At 45.9% G+C, this 23,488-nt stretch carries 21 protein-coding genes and 1 pseudogene; 5 read left to right on the top strand and 17 right to left on the bottom strand.

The window, feature by feature from the left end; translation table 11 throughout:
• Positions 1-46 precede the first annotated feature (46 nt).
• From AC0OMU_RS12815 to AC0OMU_RS12805, 3 genes are all read right to left on the bottom strand, one after another.
• Positions 47-829 carry a nucleotidyltransferase domain-containing protein gene (locus AC0OMU_RS12815; RefSeq protein WP_047183530.1) on the bottom strand — a complete coding sequence of 261 codons (783 nt, stop codon included), beginning with the start codon at positions 827-829 and terminating at the stop codon, positions 47-49.
• Positions 830-912: 83 nt separating this feature from the next.
• Positions 913-1,869 (bottom strand): cephalosporin C deacetylase, encoded by a 957-nt coding sequence (gene cah, locus AC0OMU_RS12810; protein ID WP_474241223.1) that lies wholly within the window; start codon positions 1,867-1,869, stop codon positions 913-915.
• A gap of 71 nt (positions 1,870-1,940) precedes the next feature.
• A complete protein-coding gene (locus tag AC0OMU_RS12805) occupies positions 1,941-2,915 on the bottom strand; it encodes a LysR family transcriptional regulator (protein ID WP_015482768.1) in 975 nt (324 codons plus the stop codon).
• A 116-nt stretch (positions 2,916-3,031) separates the two neighbouring features.
• Between AC0OMU_RS12805 and AC0OMU_RS12800 the strand changes: the two genes are divergently transcribed.
• On the top strand, positions 3,032-3,793 hold the full coding sequence (locus AC0OMU_RS12800; RefSeq protein ID WP_015382709.1) for a class I SAM-dependent methyltransferase: 762 nt from the start codon (positions 3,032-3,034) through the stop codon (positions 3,791-3,793).
• A gap of 27 nt (positions 3,794-3,820) precedes the next feature.
• On the opposite strand, the gene AC0OMU_RS12795 is transcribed toward AC0OMU_RS12800, so the two are convergent.
• Positions 3,821-4,381, bottom strand: a complete 561-nt coding sequence (locus AC0OMU_RS12795; RefSeq protein ID WP_014475740.1) for a shikimate kinase — start codon at positions 4,379-4,381, stop codon at positions 3,821-3,823.
• A 277-nt stretch (positions 4,382-4,658) separates the two neighbouring features.
• Here AC0OMU_RS12795 and tmrB point away from each other — a divergent pair, with 277 nt between their 5' ends.
• Positions 4,659-5,252, top strand: a complete 594-nt coding sequence (tmrB, locus tag AC0OMU_RS12790; RefSeq protein WP_063336043.1) for a tunicamycin resistance ATP-binding TmrB — start codon at positions 4,659-4,661, stop codon at positions 5,250-5,252.
• Positions 5,253-5,301: 49 nt separating this feature from the next.
• On the opposite strand, the gene nadE is transcribed toward tmrB, so the two are convergent.
• Complete coding sequence (nadE, locus tag AC0OMU_RS12785) at positions 5,302-6,120, bottom strand: ammonia-dependent NAD(+) synthetase (RefSeq protein ID WP_003246440.1); 819 nt, start codon at positions 6,118-6,120, stop codon at positions 5,302-5,304.
• A gap of 129 nt (positions 6,121-6,249) precedes the next feature.
• The gene (locus tag AC0OMU_RS12780) at positions 6,250-6,846 is read right to left on the bottom strand and encodes a DUF1989 domain-containing protein (protein ID WP_003246345.1); all 597 of its coding nucleotides are present in this window, start codon (positions 6,844-6,846) and stop codon (positions 6,250-6,252) included.
• Between the two features lie 129 nt (positions 6,847-6,975).
• Here AC0OMU_RS12780 and AC0OMU_RS12775 point away from each other — a divergent pair, with 129 nt between their 5' ends.
• Complete coding sequence (locus AC0OMU_RS12775; protein ID WP_063336022.1) at positions 6,976-8,316, top strand: amino acid permease; 1,341 nt, start codon at positions 6,976-6,978, stop codon at positions 8,314-8,316.
• Positions 8,317-8,320: 4 nt separating this feature from the next.
• On the opposite strand, the gene AC0OMU_RS12770 is transcribed toward AC0OMU_RS12775, so the two are convergent.
• The 3 genes from AC0OMU_RS12770 to AC0OMU_RS12760 all read right to left on the bottom strand — a co-directional run bounded on the left by AC0OMU_RS12770 (position 8,321) and on the right by AC0OMU_RS12760 (position 10,319).
• Entirely contained in the window at positions 8,321-9,082 is a 762-nt protein-coding gene (locus tag AC0OMU_RS12770) for a YqcI/YcgG family protein (protein ID WP_474241222.1), read from the bottom strand.
• Between the two features lie 69 nt (positions 9,083-9,151).
• The gene (locus AC0OMU_RS12765) at positions 9,152-9,781 is read right to left on the bottom strand and encodes a LysE family translocator (RefSeq protein ID WP_003246469.1); all 630 of its coding nucleotides are present in this window, start codon (positions 9,779-9,781) and stop codon (positions 9,152-9,154) included.
• Between the two features lie 73 nt (positions 9,782-9,854).
• The gene (locus AC0OMU_RS12760) at positions 9,855-10,319 is read right to left on the bottom strand and encodes a MarR family transcriptional regulator (protein WP_014475735.1); all 465 of its coding nucleotides are present in this window, start codon (positions 10,317-10,319) and stop codon (positions 9,855-9,857) included.
• Between the two features lie 112 nt (positions 10,320-10,431).
• On the opposite strand from AC0OMU_RS12760, the gene bmr3 reads away from it, so the two are divergent.
• Positions 10,432-11,970 (top strand): multidrug efflux MFS transporter Bmr3, encoded by a 1,539-nt coding sequence (gene bmr3 / locus AC0OMU_RS12755; protein WP_163138453.1) that lies wholly within the window; start codon positions 10,432-10,434, stop codon positions 11,968-11,970.
• A gap of 44 nt (positions 11,971-12,014) precedes the next feature.
• Here bmr3 and AC0OMU_RS12750 read toward each other — a convergent pair whose 3' ends face one another.
• The 5 genes and pseudogenes from AC0OMU_RS12750 to AC0OMU_RS12730 form a co-directional block, all read right to left on the bottom strand.
• Positions 12,015-13,640, bottom strand: coding sequence for an L-lactate permease (locus tag AC0OMU_RS12750; protein WP_038427334.1), 1,626 nt, complete (start codon positions 13,638-13,640; stop codon positions 12,015-12,017).
• Between the two features lie 31 nt (positions 13,641-13,671).
• The gene (locus AC0OMU_RS12745) at positions 13,672-14,637 is read right to left on the bottom strand and encodes an L-lactate dehydrogenase (protein WP_327844646.1); all 966 of its coding nucleotides are present in this window, start codon (positions 14,635-14,637) and stop codon (positions 13,672-13,674) included.
• A 175-nt stretch (positions 14,638-14,812) separates the two neighbouring features.
• Entirely contained in the window at positions 14,813-16,792 is a 1,980-nt protein-coding gene (gene amyE / locus AC0OMU_RS12740; protein ID WP_063336017.1) for an alpha-amylase, read from the bottom strand.
• 147 nt (positions 16,793-16,939) lie between these two features.
• Positions 16,940-17,541, bottom strand: a pseudogene (locus AC0OMU_RS12735) (DUF6773 family protein).
• A 115-nt stretch (positions 17,542-17,656) separates the two neighbouring features.
• Positions 17,657-19,090 carry a YfcC family protein gene (locus AC0OMU_RS12730; RefSeq protein ID WP_003246402.1) on the bottom strand — a complete coding sequence of 478 codons (1,434 nt, stop codon included), beginning with the start codon at positions 19,088-19,090 and terminating at the stop codon, positions 17,657-17,659.
• Between the two features lie 149 nt (positions 19,091-19,239).
• Between AC0OMU_RS12730 and AC0OMU_RS12725 the strand changes: the two genes are divergently transcribed.
• Positions 19,240-20,391: a M20 peptidase aminoacylase family protein gene (locus AC0OMU_RS12725; protein WP_474241221.1), complete on the top strand. Its 1,152-nt coding sequence runs from the start codon at positions 19,240-19,242 to the stop codon at positions 20,389-20,391.
• Positions 20,392-20,428: 37 nt separating this feature from the next.
• Here AC0OMU_RS12725 and opuAC read toward each other — a convergent pair whose 3' ends face one another.
• The 3 genes from opuAC to opuAA are packed head-to-tail and all read right to left on the bottom strand — an operon-like array spanning position 20,429 to position 23,416.
• On the bottom strand, positions 20,429-21,310 hold the full coding sequence (gene opuAC / locus AC0OMU_RS12720; protein WP_015382696.1) for a glycine/proline betaine ABC transporter substrate-binding protein OpuAC: 882 nt from the start codon (positions 21,308-21,310) through the stop codon (positions 20,429-20,431).
• Positions 21,310-22,158 (bottom strand): glycine/proline betaine ABC transporter permease subunit OpuAB, encoded by an 849-nt coding sequence (opuAB, locus tag AC0OMU_RS12715; protein ID WP_003234703.1) that lies wholly within the window; start codon positions 22,156-22,158, stop codon positions 21,310-21,312. Before opuAB ends, opuAC begins: the two co-directional genes overlap by 1 nt.
• 1 nt (position 22,159) lies before the next feature.
• A complete protein-coding gene (gene opuAA, locus AC0OMU_RS12710) occupies positions 22,160-23,416 on the bottom strand; it encodes a glycine/proline betaine ABC transporter ATP-binding protein OpuAA (RefSeq protein WP_015382695.1) in 1,257 nt (418 codons plus the stop codon).
• Between the last annotated feature and the right edge of the window lie 72 nt (positions 23,417-23,488).

Here is a 23,488-nt window from a genome sequence, read left to right as displayed (position 1 = left end):
GGGGGGATTCTGTCGAATAAAGGAGAAAAGGAAGCGACAAAAAACATCAGCTTCCTCCATCCTTCCACACTTCTTCAACCGTATTCAAAAGCAAACGGTTCAACTCAGGTGTCATATCTTTTTTCTCTGCCTTCAGTTCTTTTGCCGCTTCCATGATTCTTTCGATTTCCGTTTCAATGAATTGGTGAATAACATCGATTCTTGCTTCGAGGTCAAGCTCTTCTCCTCTTCTTTTCCGTTCAAGCAAAGTTTCCATTTCAGCCTTCAGCTCGGGTTCAGCAATAAGTTCATTCATCAAAACAGTAAAGTCCATTGGCGGAATGGTTCCGTGCTTTTCAATCCATTGGCAGGCCAAAATAGGCCGAAGAACGTAGAAGTACTTTTTAATTTTGACCTCTTGTCCTTGTAGATAATCCTTGACGTTCCTTCTCGCCATATTGATATAGTGATACACGCTTGCTTCAGGCTTAAATGCCTCCGTGCGCAGTTTTCTTAACTGCTCTGCGGTCGTAAATGCTTCGTAATACACAATGTCTGAGGACAGCCATTCAAGGAGCGGCGGGTTTGATTTTTTGAAGAGCCGCAGCGTCTTTCTCAGCTCCCAGCCGCTGATATCCAGTAAATCGTGAATCGGTTCCTCAATCACATCCCGCTCCTGCTCAATTGAAAAATACCACTCCTTTTTCGGCACATAAATAAAGCGGACGTCGTAATCACTATCCTGCGAGGGAAATCCCCATGCGCGGCTTCCTGACTCGACGGCATACACGATTTTGACTCCGTATGACTGCTCGATCCGTTTTAATTCATCAATGATTCTTTGTTTCATATCTATTCGTCTCCAGTCTGTTCTCATTCCGGCAGTTCGCAGAAAAAAACCGCCTGATGATATGCGGCGGCTTTTCACATTTATCAGCCTTTAAGATGCTGCTTAAAGAAAGCAAGTTTTTCCGTTTGAAAAGCAGGGATATACTCATGTCCGAAGTAGCGGTACACCTTCAGCTCTTTCTCTGTTTCCAAATGATTGTAGGCGGCAAACACGGTGGACGGCGGCGTGACCTTGTCAATCAGGCCGATTGACATCAGGACAGGCACCTTCACTCGGTCAGCGAGATTCATAATATCGAAATATGAAAGTGTCTTCATCGCCTGCTCTTCTGTTTCCGGGCTGCCATTTCTTCTGAAGAAGGAATTGATTTCAAGGTACGGCTGTTCAAGCGCCACATCAATGGCCCGTTCGAAGTTGCTTAAATAAGGATAATCGGCAACCGCGGCTTTTGGAATGTCTGACAGCGCTGCTGCGGCAATGGTTAAACCTCCGCCTTGGCTTCCTCCTGTCACACCGATCCTTGTTTCGTCAACCTCGTCGAAGCTGCTGATGACCTCAAGCGCGCGGACGGCGTCCAAATAAACACCGCGGTAATAGTATGTATCTTTATCAAGAATTCCTTTCGTCATCCAGCCCAAAGCGTGACCGTGCGGTGAAATACTCGTATCCTCGCTGCTCTGCTGGCCGCGGACAAGCATGCCGAATGCGGCGTAGCCATGGAGTGCCCAGTTTACCATTTCATGAATCTCACCATCATAGCTTGCATTGTAGCCATGATATTTCACGATCGCCGGATGCGGGCCTTCCTTGTCAGGCACCGCGTACCATCCGGTAATGCGGGCGTTTTCGAAGCTTTTATATGTGAGACGGTACACTTTTACTCCGTCAGCAGGATAGTCAACCGGCTGTAAATCAGGTTCTGCTTGGACTTTTGCAAGTTCCTCCAAAGACAATTTCCAAAACTCAGAAAAATCTTTCGGTGCTGTTTTTTCAGGCTTATATGTTTGCAATTGGTCGAGCGGCAGATCGAATAGTTGCATTTCCGATTATTCCCCTTTGTTTTATAAGATTTAGTTTGTATTCCTATACTACCACGTTTCGGCTTTGTTTTCTAAATATTTTCAGCTTTGTTTCCCAGACAGCCTTCATCAAACGTTTGTTTAAGACTTTCCCGGCTTAGTTCCATAAAGGCCTGGGCGGTCAGACTGACATAGCGGTTCTTTAAAAAGACAAAGACGAGGGTTCGTGATGGCGCGGATTGAATCGATAAATAGATTACACCCGGATCTTTATCCCTTTTGACCATATTCGGTGCCATTGTCACACCTAATCCGTTAGCCACAAGAGATTGGGCGGTTTCAATATGGCTCGTCTTAAAGGCAGCATTCGGCTTAAAGCCGCTTTCTGCACAGAGATCGAGAACTGTCCTGCGAAAGCCGAAGCCTTCTTTTAACAGAATAAAGGGCACGTTCCTTACCATGGCAAGCGGCACACACGGATGGCGGCCCTCATCTTCTTCCAGCGCTTTCTCAATCAGCGCGACCATTTCCGGCGGCATCCACCTTTGTTTTTCCTTCGGCACCGCGAGAACAACCGGTTCCGTGAGCAAGGGTGTAATGGAGAGCCGTTCATCCTCGATCGGCAAGGATAAAACAGAAAGGTCAACTTCTCCCTTTGCCGTCATCTCCTCTAATGAAACCGGATCTTTTTCAACAAGCTGAACCTCCACATGAGGATAGCGCGCCAAAAACTGCTTCAGCAGCGGAGGAAAGAGATATCTCCCTGTTACAGCAGGAATTCCGATGGATAATTTATGACCGATTCCCTGTGATCGCTCCTGCATTTCCCGAAGCAAATCATCTCTGGAACGAATGATGTCCTCGGCTTTTTCAATGAAACGCCTGCCGTGAGGTGTCAGTGTAACAGAGCCATGAGATCTGTGAAAAAGGGTAAGCCCCAGCTCAGCCTCAAGCTTTTTGATTTGCTGGCTGAGAGACGGCTGTGCGATATGAAGATGTTCCGCCGCCTTTGTAAAGCTTTGGCGCCGGGCAATTTCCGCTGCATATTCCATCACTTTAATATCCATTTCAGCCTCCATAGGTTGAACCTATCGTTTTCATCATTTTTATATCTTGGACGAATCATAACAGAAATTGCTAACATAATCCATATCATCATTTACAAAAGAAGGAGCTGGTTCAAATGACAAATGAAACACCGTTTTCTAAAAACGCCGAGATGTATCGGGATGAAAAGGTATTTGCCGAGGGGGAAGATTTGGGGTTGATGATCAAAACAGCGGAATGCCGGGCAGAGCATCGGGTGCTGGATATCGGAGCGGGCGCCGGCCATACGGCCCTGGCATTTTCTCCTTATGTACAGGAGTGCATCGGTGTTGATGCAACGAAAGAGATGGTAGAGGTTGCGTCCTCCTTCGCGCAAGAAAAAGGAGCTGAAAACGTACGCTTTCAGCAAGGAACGGCAGAGTCACTCCCCTTCCCCGACGATTCATTTGATATCATCACCTGCCGATACGCAGCCCACCATTTTTCAGATGTCCGCAAAGCTGTCAGCGAGGTTGCACGCGTACTGAAACAGGACGGACGTTTTCTCTTAGTTGATCATTACGCGCCTGAAGATCCCATTCTTGATGAGTTTGTCAATCAGTTGAACCGGCTTCGAGACCCTTCCCATGTTCGAGAAAGCTCATTATCAGAATGGCAGGCGATGTTCAGCGCCAATCAACTGGCTTATCAAGACATCCAAAAGTGGAACTTGCCGATTCAATACGATAGCTGGATCAAACGAGGCGGAACCCCCGCTGACCGGGAAAAACAAATCATTGCCCACTTGAACCACACATCAGACGAAGCACGCGACACGTTCTGTATTACATTAAACCGAAACGGACAGCCCGTCTCCTTTTGTTTAAAAGCGATTTTGATACAAGGGATAAAACGATAAAAAAAGCCGTGCGCTGCGCACGGCTTTTTACATCGGCTGATAAAGATCCCAGCCAATTTTTAATGTCTCAACAATGTAATCGGCAACCTCTTCCGGGGAAAGGTTGTCTGTTGCCACTTTTGAATTGTGCTTGTCATAAATGACTTTTCTTTCGTTAAACAGCTGTTCCATTTCATCCATTGAACGGTTATGCAGTACAGGGCGGCTTTCGATCAATAAATCCGCGCGCTGCTTCCAATTCTCCCATGACAGGTCAAGATGAAGCACGAGACAGTTTTCCAGACAGCAATTTCTGATTTCTTCTTGTTTAAAAGATCCCCCGCCCAGAGATACGATTTTGAATCGTTTATGATGGCAGATGTCTAAAATATATTCCTTCTCCGTTTTCCGGAAAAAGTCTTCTCCCTTTTTCTCAAATATCTCAGGAATTGACATATTGAAATCCTTTTCGATCTCTTGGTCAATATCAATAAAATCTCTATATAATTTTTTAGCGACCAATTGGCCGATTGTCGTTTTTCCTACACCCATGAATCCAATCAGGACGATATTTCTTTCTCTTACTGGGATGGCTCGTTTAGCGTTCATCTTCGGCGAAATCCTCCTAAGGAATGAAAGTTTATCTTCATTATATGCTTAATTAGCGAATATTTATATAGATACCGGCTTTACTGGTCAAGCTTATAGTGCGCTTTGTTGTTTAGCCATTTTTGCCTGAATGACATTCATTGTACAACATTTCTGCAGGTATTTTAATACTTCGACGCAAAAAAGCATTAAAACCTTCCGCCTTTATTGTTTTTCCAGCTGACTCTTCGATGGAAGGGTCTTTTTCTGTATGATAAATAGGAAGGGAGAAATGGCGATGATCATTTGGATAAACGGGGCATTCGGTTCCGGAAAAACACAAACAGCCTTCGAACTGCACAGAAGGCTGAACCCATCTTACGTGTATGATCCCGAGAAAATGGGTTTTGCGCTGCGCTCCATGGTGCCGCAGGAGATCGCAAAGGACGATTTTCAAAGCTATCCCTTATGGCGGGCGTTCAATTACAGTTTGCTAGCTTCTCTGACAGATACATACCGCGGCATCATTATTGTGCCTATGACGATTGTACATCCTGAATACTTCAATGAGATCATCGGCAGGCTCAGACATGAAGGCAGGATCGTTCACCACTTTACACTAATGGCTTCAAAGGAAACCTTGTTAAAAAGGCTGCAAACCAGAGCAGAAGGAAAAAACTCATGGGCCGCCAAACAAATTGACCGCTGCGTTGAAGGTTTATCATCACCCATTTTTGAGGACCACATTCAAACAGACCACCTGTCGATTCAGGATGTGGCAGAGAACATTGCCGCGAGAGCCGAACTCCCATTAGATCCTGATACGAGAGGCAGCCTCCGAAGGTTCACCGACAGATTAATGGTAAAGCTGAATCATATCCGCATCAAATAAAGCTTCTGTACACGACAAAAGCCCGCTCCGAGAGCGGGCTTTCTTCAACTTATTTCCACCAGTCATCAAACATAGACGCCGGAACCTGGCGTTTATGTTCAGTCATGCTGTAGCGTTTTTCCAGCGCTTCTGATACTTTCGCTGATACTTCTTTTCCTTCGAGATAATCGTCAATCTCGTCGTAGGAAATGCCAAGCTCTGTTTCATCCGACTGCTGCGGTTTTTCGTCGAGCAGATCGGCAGTCGGTTCTTTTAAGTATAAGCGTTCCGGTGCACCCAGCTCTTTCAGCAGTGTTCTTCCCTGGCGCTTCGTCAAGCCTGTCAGCGGCAGGAGGTCTGCTCCGCCGTCACCGTACTTCGTAAAGAAACCAGTCACTGCTTCAGCAGCATGGTCTGTTCCTAACACAAGAAGGCCTTCCTGGCCGCCGATCGCGTATTGCGCGATCATTCTTGTTCTTGCTTTTACGTTTCCTTTATTAAAGTCAGTCAGCTGATCGCCTGTTTCCTGCTGATACTGATCAGAAAAAGCGCTGACTGTCGATTTAATATCAAACTTCCATGATTTATCCGGCTTAATAAACTTTAAAGCAAGCTGGGCATCGTCTTCATCCTGCTGTGTGCCATGCGGAAGACGGACCGCGATAAATTGAGCGTCTCCGCCCTCCTCGCGAATGCTCTCCACCGCAAGCTGAGCGAGTCTTCCCGCAAGTGTTGAATCCTGGCCTCCGCTGATTCCCAATACAAAGCCTTTAGCACCGGTTTTCTTTACATATTGTTTTAAAAAATTGACTCGGTCCTCAATTTCTTGCTTTGGATCAATTGAGGGCTTCACATGTAACTCACGCATAATCTTTTCCTGCATGCTCATCCCAATCATTCCTCCTGTACATTTTCCCTTGTTACTGATCATTTCCCCAAATCAATGAAAATGAATCATGACTGTTATGTATCCCTATTAAATATAGCACAGGTCTTCATTCACAGTGAACAAGAGAGATCAGCTGACTTCAACCCGTATGGATGTCACACTGTCGCCATTGCATTTCCCTTTTTCAATCGGGCAGGAAGAAAACGCGACAATTAAATCCATCTCCGCCCTGAGCCTTACATAATCTCCGGCATTCGAAAGCGGCGTTTCCACAGACAGATTCCCTTTCTCATCAAGGACAGTATTCATAAAAATCGCAAATGGGTAATGCATGTGAGGCTTCGGTACGCCAAACTGCTCAAGCGCACGGTTCATATTGTCATAGCACGTATCCTGAAACTCATCCTTTTGCTTCCCATATAAGAGCCTGTTCATATCAGGACGGCAGGCGGGCAGCAGCAGATCATGCTTGCCGACCGTATCTTCAATCAGGGTTAACATCGGCTTATACAGGTTGGAGTAGAGATGGTCGTTGACCTTCACATGAATGGAGTGATTGGCATCTATCGTCGCTCCCTGATCAAGGTGTTCATAAAAATCCTTGGCATGGTATGCGACAAAATCAGCCACCTGCTGCCCTTCTACATCAACCACCTTTAAAATCTGCCCCTTTTTCAGCTTCAGCCCAAGCCCTTTTTTCGGCTCCACAATATATTGCTGTGTCATTGGTTTGCTCCTTTTTTCATTAGTATGAGCGTCCGCTTCCTTCTCCATGTAAAAAGAGGCAAAAATCCGATGTATATAAGCTTCGGACAGATCACAATCTAACCTTAGATAAAAGGGGTTGAATAAATAATGAGCCAAACAAAAAAAGACCAGCCAAAAGGGAATCTGGCTTGGTGGCAGCTGTCACTGATCGGAGTCGGCTGCACGATTGGAACAGGCTTCTTTCTCGGTTCCAGCATCGCTATTGTAAAAAGCGGTTTTTCCGTTCTCCTTTCATTTCTGATCGCAGGGATCGGTACGTATTTTGTCTTTGAACAGCTCGCCAAGCTGTCGGCGAAGCAGCCGGAGAAAGGTTCGTTTTGTGCGTATGCCCGAAAAGCATTCGGCAAATGGGCAGGCTTCAGCAACGGCTGGGTGTACTGGTCATCAGAAATGTTGATTACCGGAAGCCAGCTGACAGCCATTTCGCTATTTACGAAGCATTGGTTTCCTCAAGTGCCGCTATGGGTGTTTGCCTCAATCTACGCGGTACTGGGGCTCCTTATTATTTTCACCGGCCTGTCTGTCTTTGAAAAAACAGAAAACGTGCTGGCAGTCATTAAAACAGCTGCTATTTTTATGTTTATTGTCATTGCCATCCTGGCATTATGCGGTATCCTGTCCGGCGGAAATCATGGCATACATGTTCCAAATAAGACGAGAGAGCTTTTCCCATACGGCGCCATGGGGCTGTGGACAGGTTTAATCTATGCGTTTTACGCTTTTGGCGGAATTGAGGTCATGGGGTTGATGGCGGTTCACTTAAAAAAACCTGAGGAAGCGTCTAAATCAGGGAAACTGATGCTGGCGACGCTGGCGATTATTTATATCATTTCAATCGGGCTTGCTCTGCTTTTGGTTCCGTTACACGCGTTTACTGAACAGGACAGTCCGTTCATTACGTCATTAAAAGGATATAACCTTGAGATCATCCTTGATATATTTAACGGGATTTTCATCATCGCCGGGTTCTCGACCCTTGTCGCTTCGCTTTTTGCCGTTACGACATTGCTTTGTACAATGGCTGATGACGGCGACGCGCCGAAATGCTTTACTCTAAAGGAAGGCAAAAAAATATGCTGGCCGGCACTTGGGCTGACGTTTGCGGGGCTTGTTCTCTCCATTATTCTGTCGTTAGTGCTGCCTAAAAACATTTATGAGCATATGACAACAGCTGCGGGGCTTATGCTTTTATACACTTGGCTGTTTATCCTGTTCTCCAGCAAAAAGCTGACTGATCCCGAGGGCATGGGAAAAACGCAAATTTATTTAGCGATGGTTCTGATTGCTGCAGCTGTGTCCGGTACATTGTTTGAAAAATCAAGCCGGCCCGGTTTTTTCGTCAGCATAGGTTTTCTCGTGATCATCGCCATTGTAACCATGATCTATCAAAAAAAGCAGGGTCATAAAGATCGCCCTGCCAGTCCTTGATTATTTATTTCATTTTGTTGAACATGTTCTTTAAATAAGAAAACGGGCACTTCGATACCTGTTTTTCGTCATCACGGAGGAAATACTGCTTCCATTCACGATTACCCTTTCCTCCGTACCAGTCTAATTGCGGGTGAATCGGAGCCTGATCATAGGCCTCTAAACGAGATCGGATCAGCCTGCTCATGTTACGGCCAAATGCAGTTGATCCATTTAGGTCCTCAAACACCCACCTTGGCTGAAACGTGACCATAAAAAAAGGAAAGCTCCGGCTTCTTCTTGCCTCGTGCCCCGGTGTAGCGCACAGAATGAAATACGGCTCGCCGTCAAAACAAAACTCCCATTTATAATGCTCGGGATCGGCCGGAATGTCTTCCGGCCATTCTTTTTCGTCTTGATGACTCAGTCTATTTAAAAAGCGCCAAAACAGCTCTTCATATGCTTCAATCGAATAATGCTCCGCCAAATCTTCCGGTGTATCAAACAACACAACGAGGGATGCGTATTTTCCCGTGTCCCGCGATATCTTGCCGTACTCCGCAAGCAACGGAGCCAGTTCCTCCGCTGTACGGTTTTCCCGCGGATCTCCGGCAAAAGCAATCCGAAGCTGATCAGTCAGAAACGCCTGGCGTCCGGGAATGCACGGAAACGTATCCGCGTCGTCCGCCAGAGTTTCTGCCAGCAGCTCAAAAGCGATTCTTTGCCATTCAGGAAGCTCTTCCTGAATACGTTCCAGAAAACTTTTGGTGTAAATCCCATTCACCATTGATCCACCTCCAGTATCATCTGAATACTATATTAAAACTGGAAGCGGCAGGTGACTGTCCTTCATGAATCAGCCCAATAACTGTTTGATGCCCTGATAACCAAAGTAAAAGCCAAACACGAGGAGGGATACACCGGCGATTCCGGTCAATCCTCTCAATAGCTTTTCATGAAGCAGGTTTCTGAACGTACTGGCTGTGATAGCCATGCAGAAATCCCAGATTAAAATGCCGATCATGATGCCGGAGCTATAGATTAGAAGCTGATTCATATTGTAGGCCTCTGCTGTTTTCGCAAGAATGCTTCCGTAAATTCCAAGCCAAAAAAGGATGCTCAATGGGTTTGACAATGAAATGAGAAAACCCGATGCGAATGTTTTCCTGTATGACGGTTTCCCCCGCGAGCTTCGCACATCCATCGGTTCTCTGACGTTTTTCAGCGTTTCAATTCCGGTATAGGTCAGGACAAAAAAGCCGAAGAGCCACAAAAATGTTTTCACAAATGGAGCAGTCAAGAACTGTGACAGCCCGAAATAGATAAAAAGCATGTACAGCCCATCCGCTGTCATCGCGCCTAAACCGAAAATCCATGCATGCCAAAAACCGTTTTTAATTCCTTTGTCTATTTGCGCCGCATTCACTGGCCCCACAGGCGCAGACAAGGACAGCCCCAGCACAATATAGCTCAAAAAAATGTTCACCGGCCCGTACTCCCTTCTCTTATGTAACTTGTACAATTTATTCGGGAACGGGCCAAGCTATGCACAAATTCACTTACTGTTTCAGACGTTCAAGCTCTTCCTCCATAATATCGGCGGCTTTGCCTACAAAACTAAAAATGAGTTCCAGCTCCTCTTCCGTATATTCGCGGCACAACTCCATCGTCGACTCAGACAAAGGACGGAACAAATCCTTTATATGTTTTTTCGAAGCAGTCAAAGGGACGATTACGACTCTCCTGCGATCGTTCGGGTCCTTTTCACGAGCCACATACCCCGCTTTTTCCAGCCGGTCAACCAGTGCCGTGACTGACCCCGTGCTGAGGCCGGTTTTTTTCCCCAGTTCTCCGGCCGTCATCGGACCTGCTTCATTTAAAATGTCAGCTGATTTCAAATCGGTGGGAAACAGACCGAGAGCTTGAGCGGCTGCCTGATGAAACAGAACCGTTCTTGTGCCCAGTTTTCGAAAAAGCTGAACAGCAGTCTTTTCCAACTCACTTCTGGAATTTCTTGTTGACAACTGACAGTCCTCCCTATAAAATCGAGTTTATCTTGATAATCGAGATATTCAACATTCAAACTATTATCATGATATCAGAACTTACATAGAAAAGTAAGAGGAGGTAGAACAAATGGACACAACAACAGCAAAACAGGCTTCCACCAAATTTGTGGTCCTCGGTCTCCTGCTGGGCATCTTGATGTCTGCAATGGACAATACGATTGTTGCCACCGCGATGGGCAATATCGTAGCCGATCTTGGAAGCTTCGATAAATTTGCCTGGGTGACGGCATCCTATATGGTGGCGGTTATGGCTGGCATGCCGATTTACGGCAAGCTTTCCGATATGTACGGCCGAAAACGGTTTTTCCTGTTTGGACTTATTTTTTTCTTAATCGGCTCGGCTTTATGCGGGATTGCCCAGACGATGAATCAGCTGATCATCTTCCGGGCCATTCAAGGGATAGGAGGCGGCGCGCTCCTGCCAATTGCCTTTACCATTATCTTTGATTTGTTTCCGCCGGAAAAACGCGGAAAAATGTCCGGCATGTTCGGTGCTGTATTTGGATTATCCAGTGTTCTTGGTCCGCTCTTAGGCGCGATCATAACAGATTCGATCAGCTGGCATTGGGTGTTTTACATCAATGTGCCGATCGGCGCATTGTCATTGTTTTTCATTATTCGCTACTACAAAGAATCTCTGGAGCACAGAAAGCAGAAAATAGACTGGGGCGGCGCGATTACATTAATCGTATCCATTGTATGCCTGATGTTCGCCCTTGAGCTTGGCGGCAAAACATACGATTGGAATTCCATTCAGATCATCGGGCTGTTTATTGTATTCGCCGTTTTCTTCATTGCCTTTTTTATTGTGGAGAGAAAAGCAGAAGAGCCGATTATTTCTTTCTGGATGTTTAAGAACCGCTTGTTTGCCACAGCACAGATTCTCGCTTTCCTGTATGGCGGAACATTTATTATTTTAGCGGTATTTATTCCGATTTTCGTTCAGGCGGTCTACGGCAGCTCGGCGACAAGCGCGGGCTTCATTCTGACGCCGATGATGATTGGATCAGTCATCGGAAGCATGATCGGCGGAATCTTCCAAACGAAGGCAAGCTTCCGCAATTTGATGCTGATATCTGTTATAGCTTTCTTTATCGGCATGCTGCTTCTTTCCAATATGACGCCTGACACAGCACGGGTATGGCTGACAGTCTTTATGATGATTTCAGGCTTTGGTGTAGGCTTTAACTTCTCCCTGCTGCCGGCGGCATCGATGAATGATCTTGAACCTCGCTTTCGGGGAACAGCAAACTCTACAAATTCATTTTTGCGATCATTTGGCATGACCTTAGGCGTCACCATTTTCGGAACGGTGCAAACAAACGTATTCACGAACAAGCTGAGTGACGCCTTCAGCGGTATGAAAGGCTCAGCGGGATCAGGCGCTGCGCAAAATATTGGCGACCCGCAGGAGATATTCCAAGCGGGAACACGTTCCCAGATTCCTGATGCGATCCTGAATCGCATTATTGACGCGATGTCATCAAGTATTACGTATGTCTTTTTGCTCGCTTTGATTCCAATTGTCCTCGCGGCGGTTACCATTTTGTTTATGGGAAAAGCCAGAGTGAAAACAACAGCCGAAATGACAAAGAAAGCAAATTAACATAAAAAAAGCAGTACATGCTGGGCATGTACTGCTTTTTTCTATTACACTCCTAATCTTGCAAGAATAAACGTCCATATACAAATGATCAATAACAGAATCAGGCTGTACGCCACTGTCCTTTTAAACAGTTTAGATTCCTTGCCTGTTTGGCCGACCGCTGCGGCAGCGATGGCGATAGATTGAGGAGAAACAAGTTTCGCCATGACACCGCCCGCCGTATTTGCGGCTAACAGCAAGTCTGAACCCGCACCGATCTGCGCTCCGGTGACAACCTGCAAATGGCCAAACAAAGCGTTATTGCTGACAACAGAACCTGTGATAAACACGCCAATCCAGCCGAGAACAGGACTGACAAACGGGAACAGGTCTCCTGTTTTCGCCAATGCTAACCCAATTGAAGAGCTGAGCCCTGCGAAGTTGGCCAGATTGGCAAAACCCATCACGAAGCAGATCGTCATAATCGGCACCCACAGCTCTTTTCCTGTCTCCTTCAGGGAAGCAAAGGCATCCCGGGAGGAGAACTTTTTGCTGAACAGCCCTGTCACGATGACCGCCGCTAAAATCGCTGTACCAGTCGCTGACAGCAGATCAACTTTAAAGACTGCATCTAACGGCATGGCAGATGGCGCGATCGGCGGCATTTTCATAATTTGCTGATGCAGAAAAGGCATTTTGAACAGGAGCGTTGATTGATATAACAGTCCGCCTTCTTGGAAAAGCGCTTTGAAGGCAGGAAGGCTCCAGATGGTGATCGCCGCAGTTAAAATGTAGAAAGGAGACCATGCTTTCGCAATATCAGCGGCACGGTATGCCTTTTTCTCACCAGCATCGCCGGCCCCTTCCTCGCGGTAAATCTCTTTCGGCTGCCATTTGCGGAGGAAGAGGGCAAGCCCGCCCATGCTGAATAAGGCCGCCAAAATGTTTGCTAATTCCGGCCCGAGCACCGCCATTGTCAGTGTCTGAACCGCTGTATACCCACCGCTCACAACCAGAAGAGCGGGCCATGTCTGTTTGATTCCTTTCATTCGGTCTAATAAGAATACAAGCAGGAATGGTATTAAAAATGAGATCATCGGCAGTGTCCACATTAATGTCCGTGACAGCTCAAGAGCAGACAAATCACCAATCTGCGCCCCTGTGATGACAGGAATCCCGATCGCCCCAAAGGCTCCGGAGGCGGCGTTTGCAATCAAGCAGAGCGCTGCCGCTTTTAACGGTTTAAAACCAAGTTCGACGAGCAGCGCCGCACTAATCGCAATCGGAACACCAAAACCGGCCGCGCCTTCTAAAAACGCGTTAAAACAAAAACCAATTAATAATAGCTGTAATCGTTGGTCAGGCGAAATGCCGGCAATGCTGGACCGAATAATGGTAAATTTCCCGGTTTTCACTGCGATTTTATACAGCCACACCGCCATCAGGACGATGTAGCCAATGGGCCACAGCCCGCTCCCGATTCCTAACAAAACAGAAGAAATCGCTTTTTCAACCGGCATATGAAATGCCAAAACGGAGACGAAGAAACTGACGGCTAGGGTAAGAAATGCCGCAAGAATTCCTTTCATTTTCAAAACAGTTAAAGCCAAAAGAAAAAAGAGAATCGGAGTGAGCGCCACAAGTGCGCTCACATACTCGTTTCCAAACGGATCATACAACTGCTCCCACATTGACAATCAGCCCTTTACTCTAAAGTTGCGGTTAGTTGACTTTTTGTTCTGCAAAATGAGGTTTTAAAATGTTTTTAAGGACACCGGCGCTGTGAAGGAACTGTTCTTTTTCTTTCTCATTTAAGTTCAGCTCAGTGATACCTGCGATCCCTCCGCGGTTCACGACAGCCGGCACACCGATGTACACGTCATCTGCACCGTATTGCCCGTCCAAATATGTGCTGACAGTTAATATGCTGTTTTCATTATGAAGAATGGCTTTTGTAATGCGAGCAAGACTCATCGCAACTCCATAATAAGTCGCGCCTTTTTTCTCAATGATATGGTAAGCTGCGTTTTTCACATCATCTACAATTTGGTCCAGCTCCTCTTGTTTGTACGCATCGTTTTTCTCAACGAGTTCACTGACCGGCACACCGCCGACATTCGCGCGGCTCCAAACAGGAAGCTCTGTGTCGCCGTGCTCTCCGATAATATGCGCGTGCACGTTTTGAGGCGCTGCGCCAAAGTATTCGCTCAGCATGAAACGGAATCTCGCAGAATCTAGTGTTGTGCCGCTTCCGATCACCCGCTCTTTTGGCAGGCCGCTGAATTTCCATGTTGCGTAAGTCAGGATATCAACCGGATTTGTCGCGATTAAGAAAATGCCGTCAAATCCGCTCGCCATGACCTCACTGACGATGCCTTTGAAAATCTTCAAGTTCTTTTCTACTAATTCAAGGCGTGTCTCACCAGGTTTTTGGTTTGCTCCGGCGCAAATGCAGACAATATCAGCATCCTTGCAGTCTTCATATGTTCCGTAAGATGTTTTGACCGGTTGTGGCGCAAACGCCTTTCCGTGGTTTAAATCCATCACATCGCCCATTGCTTTTTCTTTATTTACATCAATGACCACAAGCTCATCTGTGATCCCTTGGTTAATTAACGCAAATGCATAACTGCTTCCAACAAAACCCGCTCCGATTAAAGCTACTTTATTTACTTGTTTGTTCATCATTAATCATCCTTCCAGGGTATGTTTCTCTTTGATGTCTTTTATTTGTGAAGTATTTCACATTTATATTGTGCAACATTTCACAAACTTTTGCAAGAGAAAAGTTTTGTCTGATTTATGAACAAAAAAGAAACCATCATTGATGGTTTCTTTCGGTAAGTCCCGTCTAGCATTGCCCTCAATGAGGAAGAGAACCGCTTAAGCCCGAGTCATTATATAAACCATTTTGCACATAATCAAAGCCAGGCTGATTCTGACCGGGCACTTGGGCGCTGCCATTATTAAAAATCACTTTGGCGTTGGTTGTATCCGTGTCCGCGGGCAGCGTCAGCGTGTAAATTCCATCTGCATTTTTAGTCATTGGTTTTCCAGGCCAAGATCCGGTCAATTCAATTGCCCGGCCCCCATCATGTTTATAGATATAAGCATTTACTTGGCTCCAATGATTCGGATTTTGATAGCCGATGGTTTTGGCCGAAGCTGGATCTCTTTTAACAAAGCTGTATTCCTCGGTCTTCGTTACCCCATCACTGTTCGTTCCTTTTAACATGATGGTGTATGTTTTGCCAAATGGATCTCCTTTTCCGATTGTGAATTGATCTCCATCCTTAAACGCTGTCTCTGGTCCATTATTGATTTGATAAACGGCTTTTGTTGTATTTGCATCTGCACGCAAGGTAATCGTCAGTTGATCATTGAAAGAATGTGTTACACCTGTTTTGTAATTCTCAAGGAAAACATGAGGCGCTTTTGCAATATCATCAGGATAAAGCACAGCCACAGATCTGGCATTGATCGTGCCTGTCAGTTTACCATCGTTCACTTGAAATGAACCCGCCCCAGCTTTATTATCATATCTGCCATTAGGCAATTTTGTTGGTGTATTGATAGAAACAGAGGAAGAACCTGCATTTGCCAGCACAACGCCATGTGAGCCGCGCTGATTCATAAATATCTGGTTGTTTCCATTCGGGTTCGAGAGTTCCTCAGGCTGTCCAGCCATCACATTGTGAAATCTATTGACCGCAGTGATAGCCTGATCTTCAAATAAAGCACTCCCGCGATCGCCTATTTGGCTTTTCCCCGGGAATCTCACACCATTTCCGCCTCCCTCAGGTCTGGAAAAGAAAAGAGGCGTACTGCCTGAACGAGAAGCTATCACCGCCCAGCCTAAACGGATATCATCATCGCTCATCCATGTCGACTCTTCATCATCATTGGCATACGTATCATGCGATTCTACCCATGTCACTAGCTTGTCCGCAGACACATCAGATGCATAGTGGGAGATATTCGACACGCCCAGATTACGATTCTTTAAAGCGGACCTTATGGAATGCCCATAGTTAGACGCTGTCACATTCATATAATTCGCATAGGCAGCATCTCTTGAAGCACTATCCTGCAGGATTTCTCCGTATTGGAACTCTGCAGATGTATTTGTGATATTCGGCCAAAATTGACTGCCGTAACTCCCATCATCCGGAAGCTCTATATGTTTGGCAGCATCAAATCGAAAACCGTCTGCTCCATCATTCAATGCTCTTTCTAAGAACCGTTTCAGATAGGACTGTACTTGTGTATTTTGTGTATTCCAGTCATACAGCCCGAGCAATGAATTCTGCGTGACATCCCATCGATCAGACCAGTTTTTAATTTGTGTGTTTCCATGTGTCCAGTTTGGAATACTCTTAATCTCATTGGAAATCGCGGCATAGTCACTGGTGGTATGATTGATGACCGCGTCAACAATGACCTTTATGCCATATTCTTCAGCGGCTGCACACATTTCTTTAAATTCTTGTTCAGTTCCTAAGTAACGGTTGCCAATTTGGTACGATGTCGGCTGATAGAGCCAGTACCAGTTCGACATGCTTTTATTTCCTTGGTTCCCTTCCTTTACTTGGTTAATCGGAGACGTCTGAATGGCTGTATATCCTGCATCATGAATATCCTTCATATTGTGTTTTAACGTATTAAACGACCAATTCCAAGCATGAAGAATGGTTCCGCTTTTGATCGACGGCGCTGTAAGCTCATTTGATTTGTTAGCCGTTTCAGCATTCGCAGCCGTTGGTCCTGCCAGAACCAAATGAAACAGCAATAAAAATCCAGCGAATAACGGCAGTAAAGAGGTTTTGAATCGTTTTGCAAACATTCTTGACACTCCTTATTTGATTTTTGAAGACTTACTTCGGAGTCAAAAATCCCTCTTACTTCATTCTTCCGCTTCCTCCTTTCAAACTGATGTGAAGACTGGAGAATTTTGTTAACGCTTACATTTTAAATTATCACAATCACTCTATCAAAACAACTTGGCAGAGTGAATACAAATCAATGTTCCTATAAAAAAAGCAGCCCGAAACTGTGAACGCTTCCCTCGCTTTCCAAACAAAAAAAGAAACCATCTATTTTTCAAGATGGTTTCTTTTTTATTTCTTCTTTTACCGCTCTTCTGTAAGCCAGCTTCACAATCACATACCGAAGCAGAAACAGAACGCCTCCGCAGACGATAAAAAGAAGAATCATTTTCAGCCAAGCGAAGAATGTATGGGGAATCCCCCTGTCGTACATCGTAAGCACCACTACCGCAAAGGCGACCGCAATTGATTCTATTCGCTGCTGCTTCACCCGTTTTTGCAGTTCTTCTTTGGTGTCTATTCTCGGCATGAGCATTCCGGATGCCGCAGCCCTGATGCAGTAATATAAGATAATGATGAACAAAAACACAAGGCTTGCAGCCCATTCTTTAAACGGAAATTCAAACATAATGCCGCGGATGATCACATCAAGCAGCGCAAATGCTCCCGCTATCATCCCAATCTCCGACCAGATTTTTTGTTCTTTTTCTTTTACTCTCTTATTTTTCCCATTCACGCCTGAAAGTCTATTACGCAGATTATTCATGACCTTCCTCCCGCACTTTTACGAATGGCTTATGGCTTACATGTTACAATAACAGCCTGCGCTTCTGCAATGAATAACTCAAAAGCCCGCCGTACAAGCCGGCGGGCAGCAATCGTTAAAACGGCCCCCAATTGATCATGACGCCGATCACGATAAAGACAAGCCCGATCAAGAACCAAATCAGAGCAAGCGGCACCATAAACCGCAGCCACTTGACATACGGAATACCGCTGGCGGCAAGCACTGCCATGAGAACGCCGGATGTCGGGTTCACACAGTTGACGACCCCTTCTCCAAGCATAACTGCCTCCACTGCAACCTGTCTCGTGATTCCCATCAAATCAGCGAGCGGCGCCAGGATTGGAATAAATACAACGGCTTCGCCAGACCCTGAAGAGATGAGAAAATGAAGCAGCGCACTGGCGATATACATGCCGATTGCCCCGGCAATCGGGCTGAATCCGTCCAAAAGTGAAGCCAAAGCATTGACGACAGTATCGAGGAGCTTTCCATTTTCAAGGATAACGGAAATGCTTCGTGCCATCCCGACAATCAGCGCCCCGTATACAAGGCTTTGGCAGCCCGTAATGAAGGTTTTGGCAATATCGTTCGCCGCAAGCCCGCCTATTAAACCGGCAAGGACAGAAATAAAAATAAATGTCGCAGCCATTTGGGAATCTGACCAGCCAAGCTTCAAAGCGCCGTATAAAAATCCGACAAGTGAGAGTCCCGCCACAGCCAAAATCAGCTTATGGCGAACGGTAAACGGCACTGACTGATCTTCTTCTTTACCGGCTTCGCCCATTCCTGCCGCAGGGAACCAATCTGTTCCTAACACGCTGGCATCTTTTGATTTTTTTAATTTTCTCGTATACAAATAGATATAAATAATAGAAGACAGCAAAAAGCATATGTATATCACAACTCGCAGGCCGATTCCAGAAAAAAGAGGGAGCTCCGCGATTGATTGTGATAAACCGAGCGGTGACGGTGACAATATGGTGGAGTTAAATCCAGCGTAGCAGCCGATGTAAATAACAGCGGCTCCCGCGACTGCGTCCCATTTTAAGGATCGTGCCACAATGAGGCCGATGGGGATAAAACCGATAACTGAATTCACGACAATCCCGGTGGTTCCGAGAATGGAGAACAACGCGCCGACAATACAAATAAATAATAATTGCTTTGTGCGGAATTTGCTGATGACATTGTAAATCAGGCCATTGATGGCACCCGTTTTTTCTAGAATAGCAATGGTGCCGCCTGTGAATAAGATCAGAAAGATGATGGGTGCTGATCCAACCATTCCATCCTGTAGAGAAGTAAAAAAGCTGATCAAGCTGACCGGAGACTGTTCAATTGAATGATAGCTTCCTGGAACAGCGGTCGTGACATCCCCCTTTGTCACGCGGTCAAATTCACCTGCCGGCACAATATATGAAGCGATTGCGCAAATGAAAGCAATCATAAATAAGAGGACATAAGCGTCAGGCATTTTAAATGTCATACGTTTTTTCTTAGGCTGTGTTTCGGCTGCTGGCATACTCATATTTCGATCCATCCCCTCTGTTTGAAAATATTAATTATTCTGAAAAGTATCAATATGTGCTATATTATATACAGCCTATCTTCCTGTTTCAATATAAATAAAGTAAAGAAGGTAAAAATTCATTCTGATAGAAGGAGGTATTTCTTACCATGCAAAAGCTTTCAGAAGACATGAAACAAACCATTATGGATATCTTCGAGCATCTGCACGCGAACCCTGAAGTCAGCTGGAAGGAATATGAAACAACTTCATTTTTGAAACAAAAGCTGGAGGATTTAGGGTGCCGGACGCGCACGTTTTCAGACTGCACCGGGGTTGTCGGCGAAATCGGCTCAGGCTCACCTGTTGTAGCGGTACGCGCTGATATTGACGCGCTGTGGCAGGAGGTTAACGGCACATTTCGCGCCAACCATTCCTGCGGACACGATTCACATATGACAATGGCATTGGGCACGTTAATTCTGCTCAAAAAACAACCTGAGCTTTCGAAGGGCACAATCCGTTTTATCTTTCAGCCGGCAGAAGAAAAAGGCGGCGGCGCCTTGAAAATGATAGAAGAAGGCGTGCTTGATGATGTCGACTATTTGTACGGCGTTCACGTCCGTCCGATTCAGGAAACACAGAACGGCCGCTGCGCTCCGTCTATTCTGCACGGATCAAGCCAGCACATTGAGGGAACGATCATCGGGGAAGAGGCTCATGGCGCCCGTCCGCACCTCGGGAAAAACAGCATTGAAATTGCGGCATTTCTTGTACATAAGCTCGGACTCATTCATATTGACCCGCAAATCCCGCATACCGTCAAAATGACAAAACTTCAAGCCGGCGGTGAAAGCTCTAACATCATTCCAGGAAAAGCATCGTTCAGCCTTGATTTGCGCGCACAGACCAATGAAGCCATGGAGGCGTTAATCGCCGAAACAGAAAGAGCCTGTGAAGCGGCCGCCGCTGCATTCGGCGCAAAAATCGAGCTGCAAAAAGAACACAGCCTTCCTGCAGCAACACAAAACAAAGAAGCTGAAGCGATCATGGCAGAAGCCATTACAGATATCATCGGGGCTGAGCGGCTTGATGACCCGCTTGTCACCACCGGCGGCGAGGATTTTCATTTTTACGCCGTGAAGGTGCCGAATCTGAAAACAACGATGCTCGGACTAGGCTGCGGGCTCCAGCCGGGGCTCCATCATCCGCACATGACCTTTGACAGAAATGCGATGTTCAACGGCATTCACATTTTAGCGAATGCCGTATTAAAAACTTTTCAAAAGGCTGATTCACCCGCTGCCGCTTACGTAAAATAACGCAAAAAAAGCAGCCTGACACAGGCTGCTTTTTTGATTACTTCTTCAAATCTTCAATTGAGTTGACATTTTTCATATATTGAGGAACAACAAGCCCCATCTTCACACCAGTCATACTGGTGCCAATATCATCATATTTGCCTTTATATTTAGCGGCGTATGCTTTATGGGTATTCGGCAGCCATGCGGAAAGGGATGCATCCGCACTTCCCGTCGCAATTGCAGTCCACATCGGCCCAGCCTCTACCTGAGTAAGTGTTACCTCATAGCCCAAGTCTTCTAAGACTTTGCCTATGACGTTTGTACTTGCAATCTCACTGTCCCACGCAACATAGGCAAGGTTGATTTTGTCTCCCTTCACCTTTTGAACGCCTTTTGTCCATTCGGCAATCTGATCCTTGTGTTTATTGACGTACTCAGCAGCAACTTTGGAAGGTTTCTCGCCTTCTTCCACCTTGATCATGATTTCGCCCATTTCGTCTTGCGTCCATTTAAACTGGCTCAGAAGCTTTGCGGCATTCGGCTGTTCTTTGCTGAAGCCTTTGCGTGTGATCGTATGGATTTCCTCTGCGCTGCCATAAGATTGTTTCGGATCATCGAGATATTTCAGCTTATATCTGGAGAACATCCAGTGCGGTGTCCATCCTGTAATGATAATCGGTTTCTTACGGTCGTATGACTTTTTAAGTGTAGCGGTCATCGCAGCACTTGACGCTGAAATCAATGTCCAGTCATTCAGGTCATAATCCTTCATCGCTTTGTCAGTCAGGGACATAATCCCTGAACCGGGGTCAATCCCGATGATGGTCTTATTCACCTGTTCTGCTGCGGATGCATTTTCATCGTTTTCTGAACCGCAGGCCGCAAGTGAGAGCGCCAGCATGGCGGAAACGCCGATGCCGATGATTTTTTTAAGCATCAGGCATTCCCCCTGCTTTTCTTCTTCACTTTAATATTTTGAGTAATACGGTCCAGGGTAATGGCAACGATAACGATGGCGATACCGGCCTCTACTCCGACCCCGGTTTTCAGCTGTGTAACGGCACTGTATACTTCAGAACCAAGTCCCGGTGCACCGACCATTGCGGCGATAACAACCATTGATAACGCAAGCATGATGCTTTGGTTAATTCCGGCCAAAATGGTTTTTGTCGCAAGCGGCAGCTGAACTTTAAACAAACGCTGAGCTGTTGTAGAACCGAATGCCTCAGTCGCTTCAATCAGATCCGCCGGCACTTGTTTAATACCGAGAACAGTCATGCGGATTGTCGGCGGCATCGCGAAGATAACAGATGCAACAACACCCGGCACAACACCGATGTTAAAGAAGAAAATCGCCGGCAATAGATATACGAAAGCAGGCATTGTCTGCATTAAATCAAGAATTGGCGTTACAATACGGCGAACCGTTTCTTTCTGGGACGCCCAAATTCCGATCGGAACTCCGACCACAATCGAAATAATCACAGATGTCAAAACAAGCGCCAATGTTTGCAGCATTGGGTCCCAATATCCTAAATAATCGATCAGGAGGAATCCAATCAATGTAAATAACGCAATTCCCCTTGTACTGATCCACCACGCAAGTGCGGCGAAAATAATCGTTAACAAAATAGATGGAATAAATCCAAGACCAGTGACAATTCCATTTACAAAAGCGGCCAATCCGTTTGCAATTCCGTCGAAGAATCCGCCAAACGTCATCGTAATCCAGTCAACAAAACGGTCAATGATATCTGCTAAAGGTATTCTAGGCAGTCTATCCATCTTACTTCACCTCCTGTGCAGAAGGATCTTGAGTTTGTCCGTCAGTGCCTTCAGCATTGATATACTCGTTATTGCCGGCAAGTGCGCCAATCAGCGCGCCTCTTACGACAATCCCTTTCATTCTTTGCTTCTCATCTACAACCGCAATTGGAATATTCGCGTCAGACACAACGTCAAAAATCTCTGTCAGATACGTATTCTCTGGTACAGTCGTAAATTCTGTATTCAAGATGTCTTGAAGTGACAAATCAGACTCAGCCGCTTTTTTCGCATCAGACGCATAGATAACACCTAACAATTTCTTTTGTTTATCCACTGCGTAAATCGAAGAAATTCCAAGGTTTTTCATCAGCGTCAATGCTACGCGAGGCCCTTTATCAATCCGCACTGTTTCAGCGCGTTTCATAATGTGGCCTGCTGTGAGGACTTTAGACAAATCAACATCCTCGACGAATTTTGCAACATATTCGTTAGATGGATTCATCAAGATTTCTTCAGGCGTGCCAATCTGAACGATGTTACCGTCCTTCATTAGGACAATTCTGTCGCCGATCCGCAACGCTTCATCCAAGTCGTGCGTAATAAAGATAATTGTTTTTCCAACATTATCGTGAAGATCAAGGAGCTCATCCTGCATATCTTTACGAATCAATGGATCAAGCGCACTGAACGCTTCGTCCATCAGAAGGATGTCAGGATCATTCGTCAACGCGCGGGCAAGGCCGACACGCTGCTGCATCCCGCCGGAGAGCTGGTCTGGATATTGATGTTCAAATCCTTCGAGCCCGACGAGCTTAAGAGACTCAAGCGCTTTTTGCTCCCGCTCTTGTTTGTCTACGCCTTGAAGCTCCAGTCCGTATTCTGTGTTTTCAAGTATCGTTCTGTGCGGGAACAGAGCGAACTTTTGGAAGACCATGCTGATTTTTTTCCGGCGGACTTCCCGGAGCTGGTCTTTTGACATATTTGTTATCATGTCACCATCAATGTAAATACTTCCGGCAGTCGGTTCAATAAGCCGGTTTAACATCCGTACTAAAGTTGATTTACCGCTCCCTGATAGACCCATGATGACAAATATCTCACCATCATATACTTCAAAATCTGCCTGATTAACCCCAACGGTTGATCCGGTTGCTTTCAGGATCTCTTTTTTTGTCTTTCCGTTGGCAAGCATTTGAACTGCCTTCTTTGTTTGTTTTCCAAAAATCTTAGAGACTTTCTCGACTTTTATCTTAATTGGTTTCTCATCTACACTCATATTTTCCCTCCATATTAAGCAATCTTTATTACCGTAACATTTATGTAACTCCCCGCACAAACAGCATATTCT

The organism is Bacillus sp. FAU18 (assembly GCF_056033885.1).
This window is presented reverse-complemented; position numbering and strand designations above follow the sequence as displayed.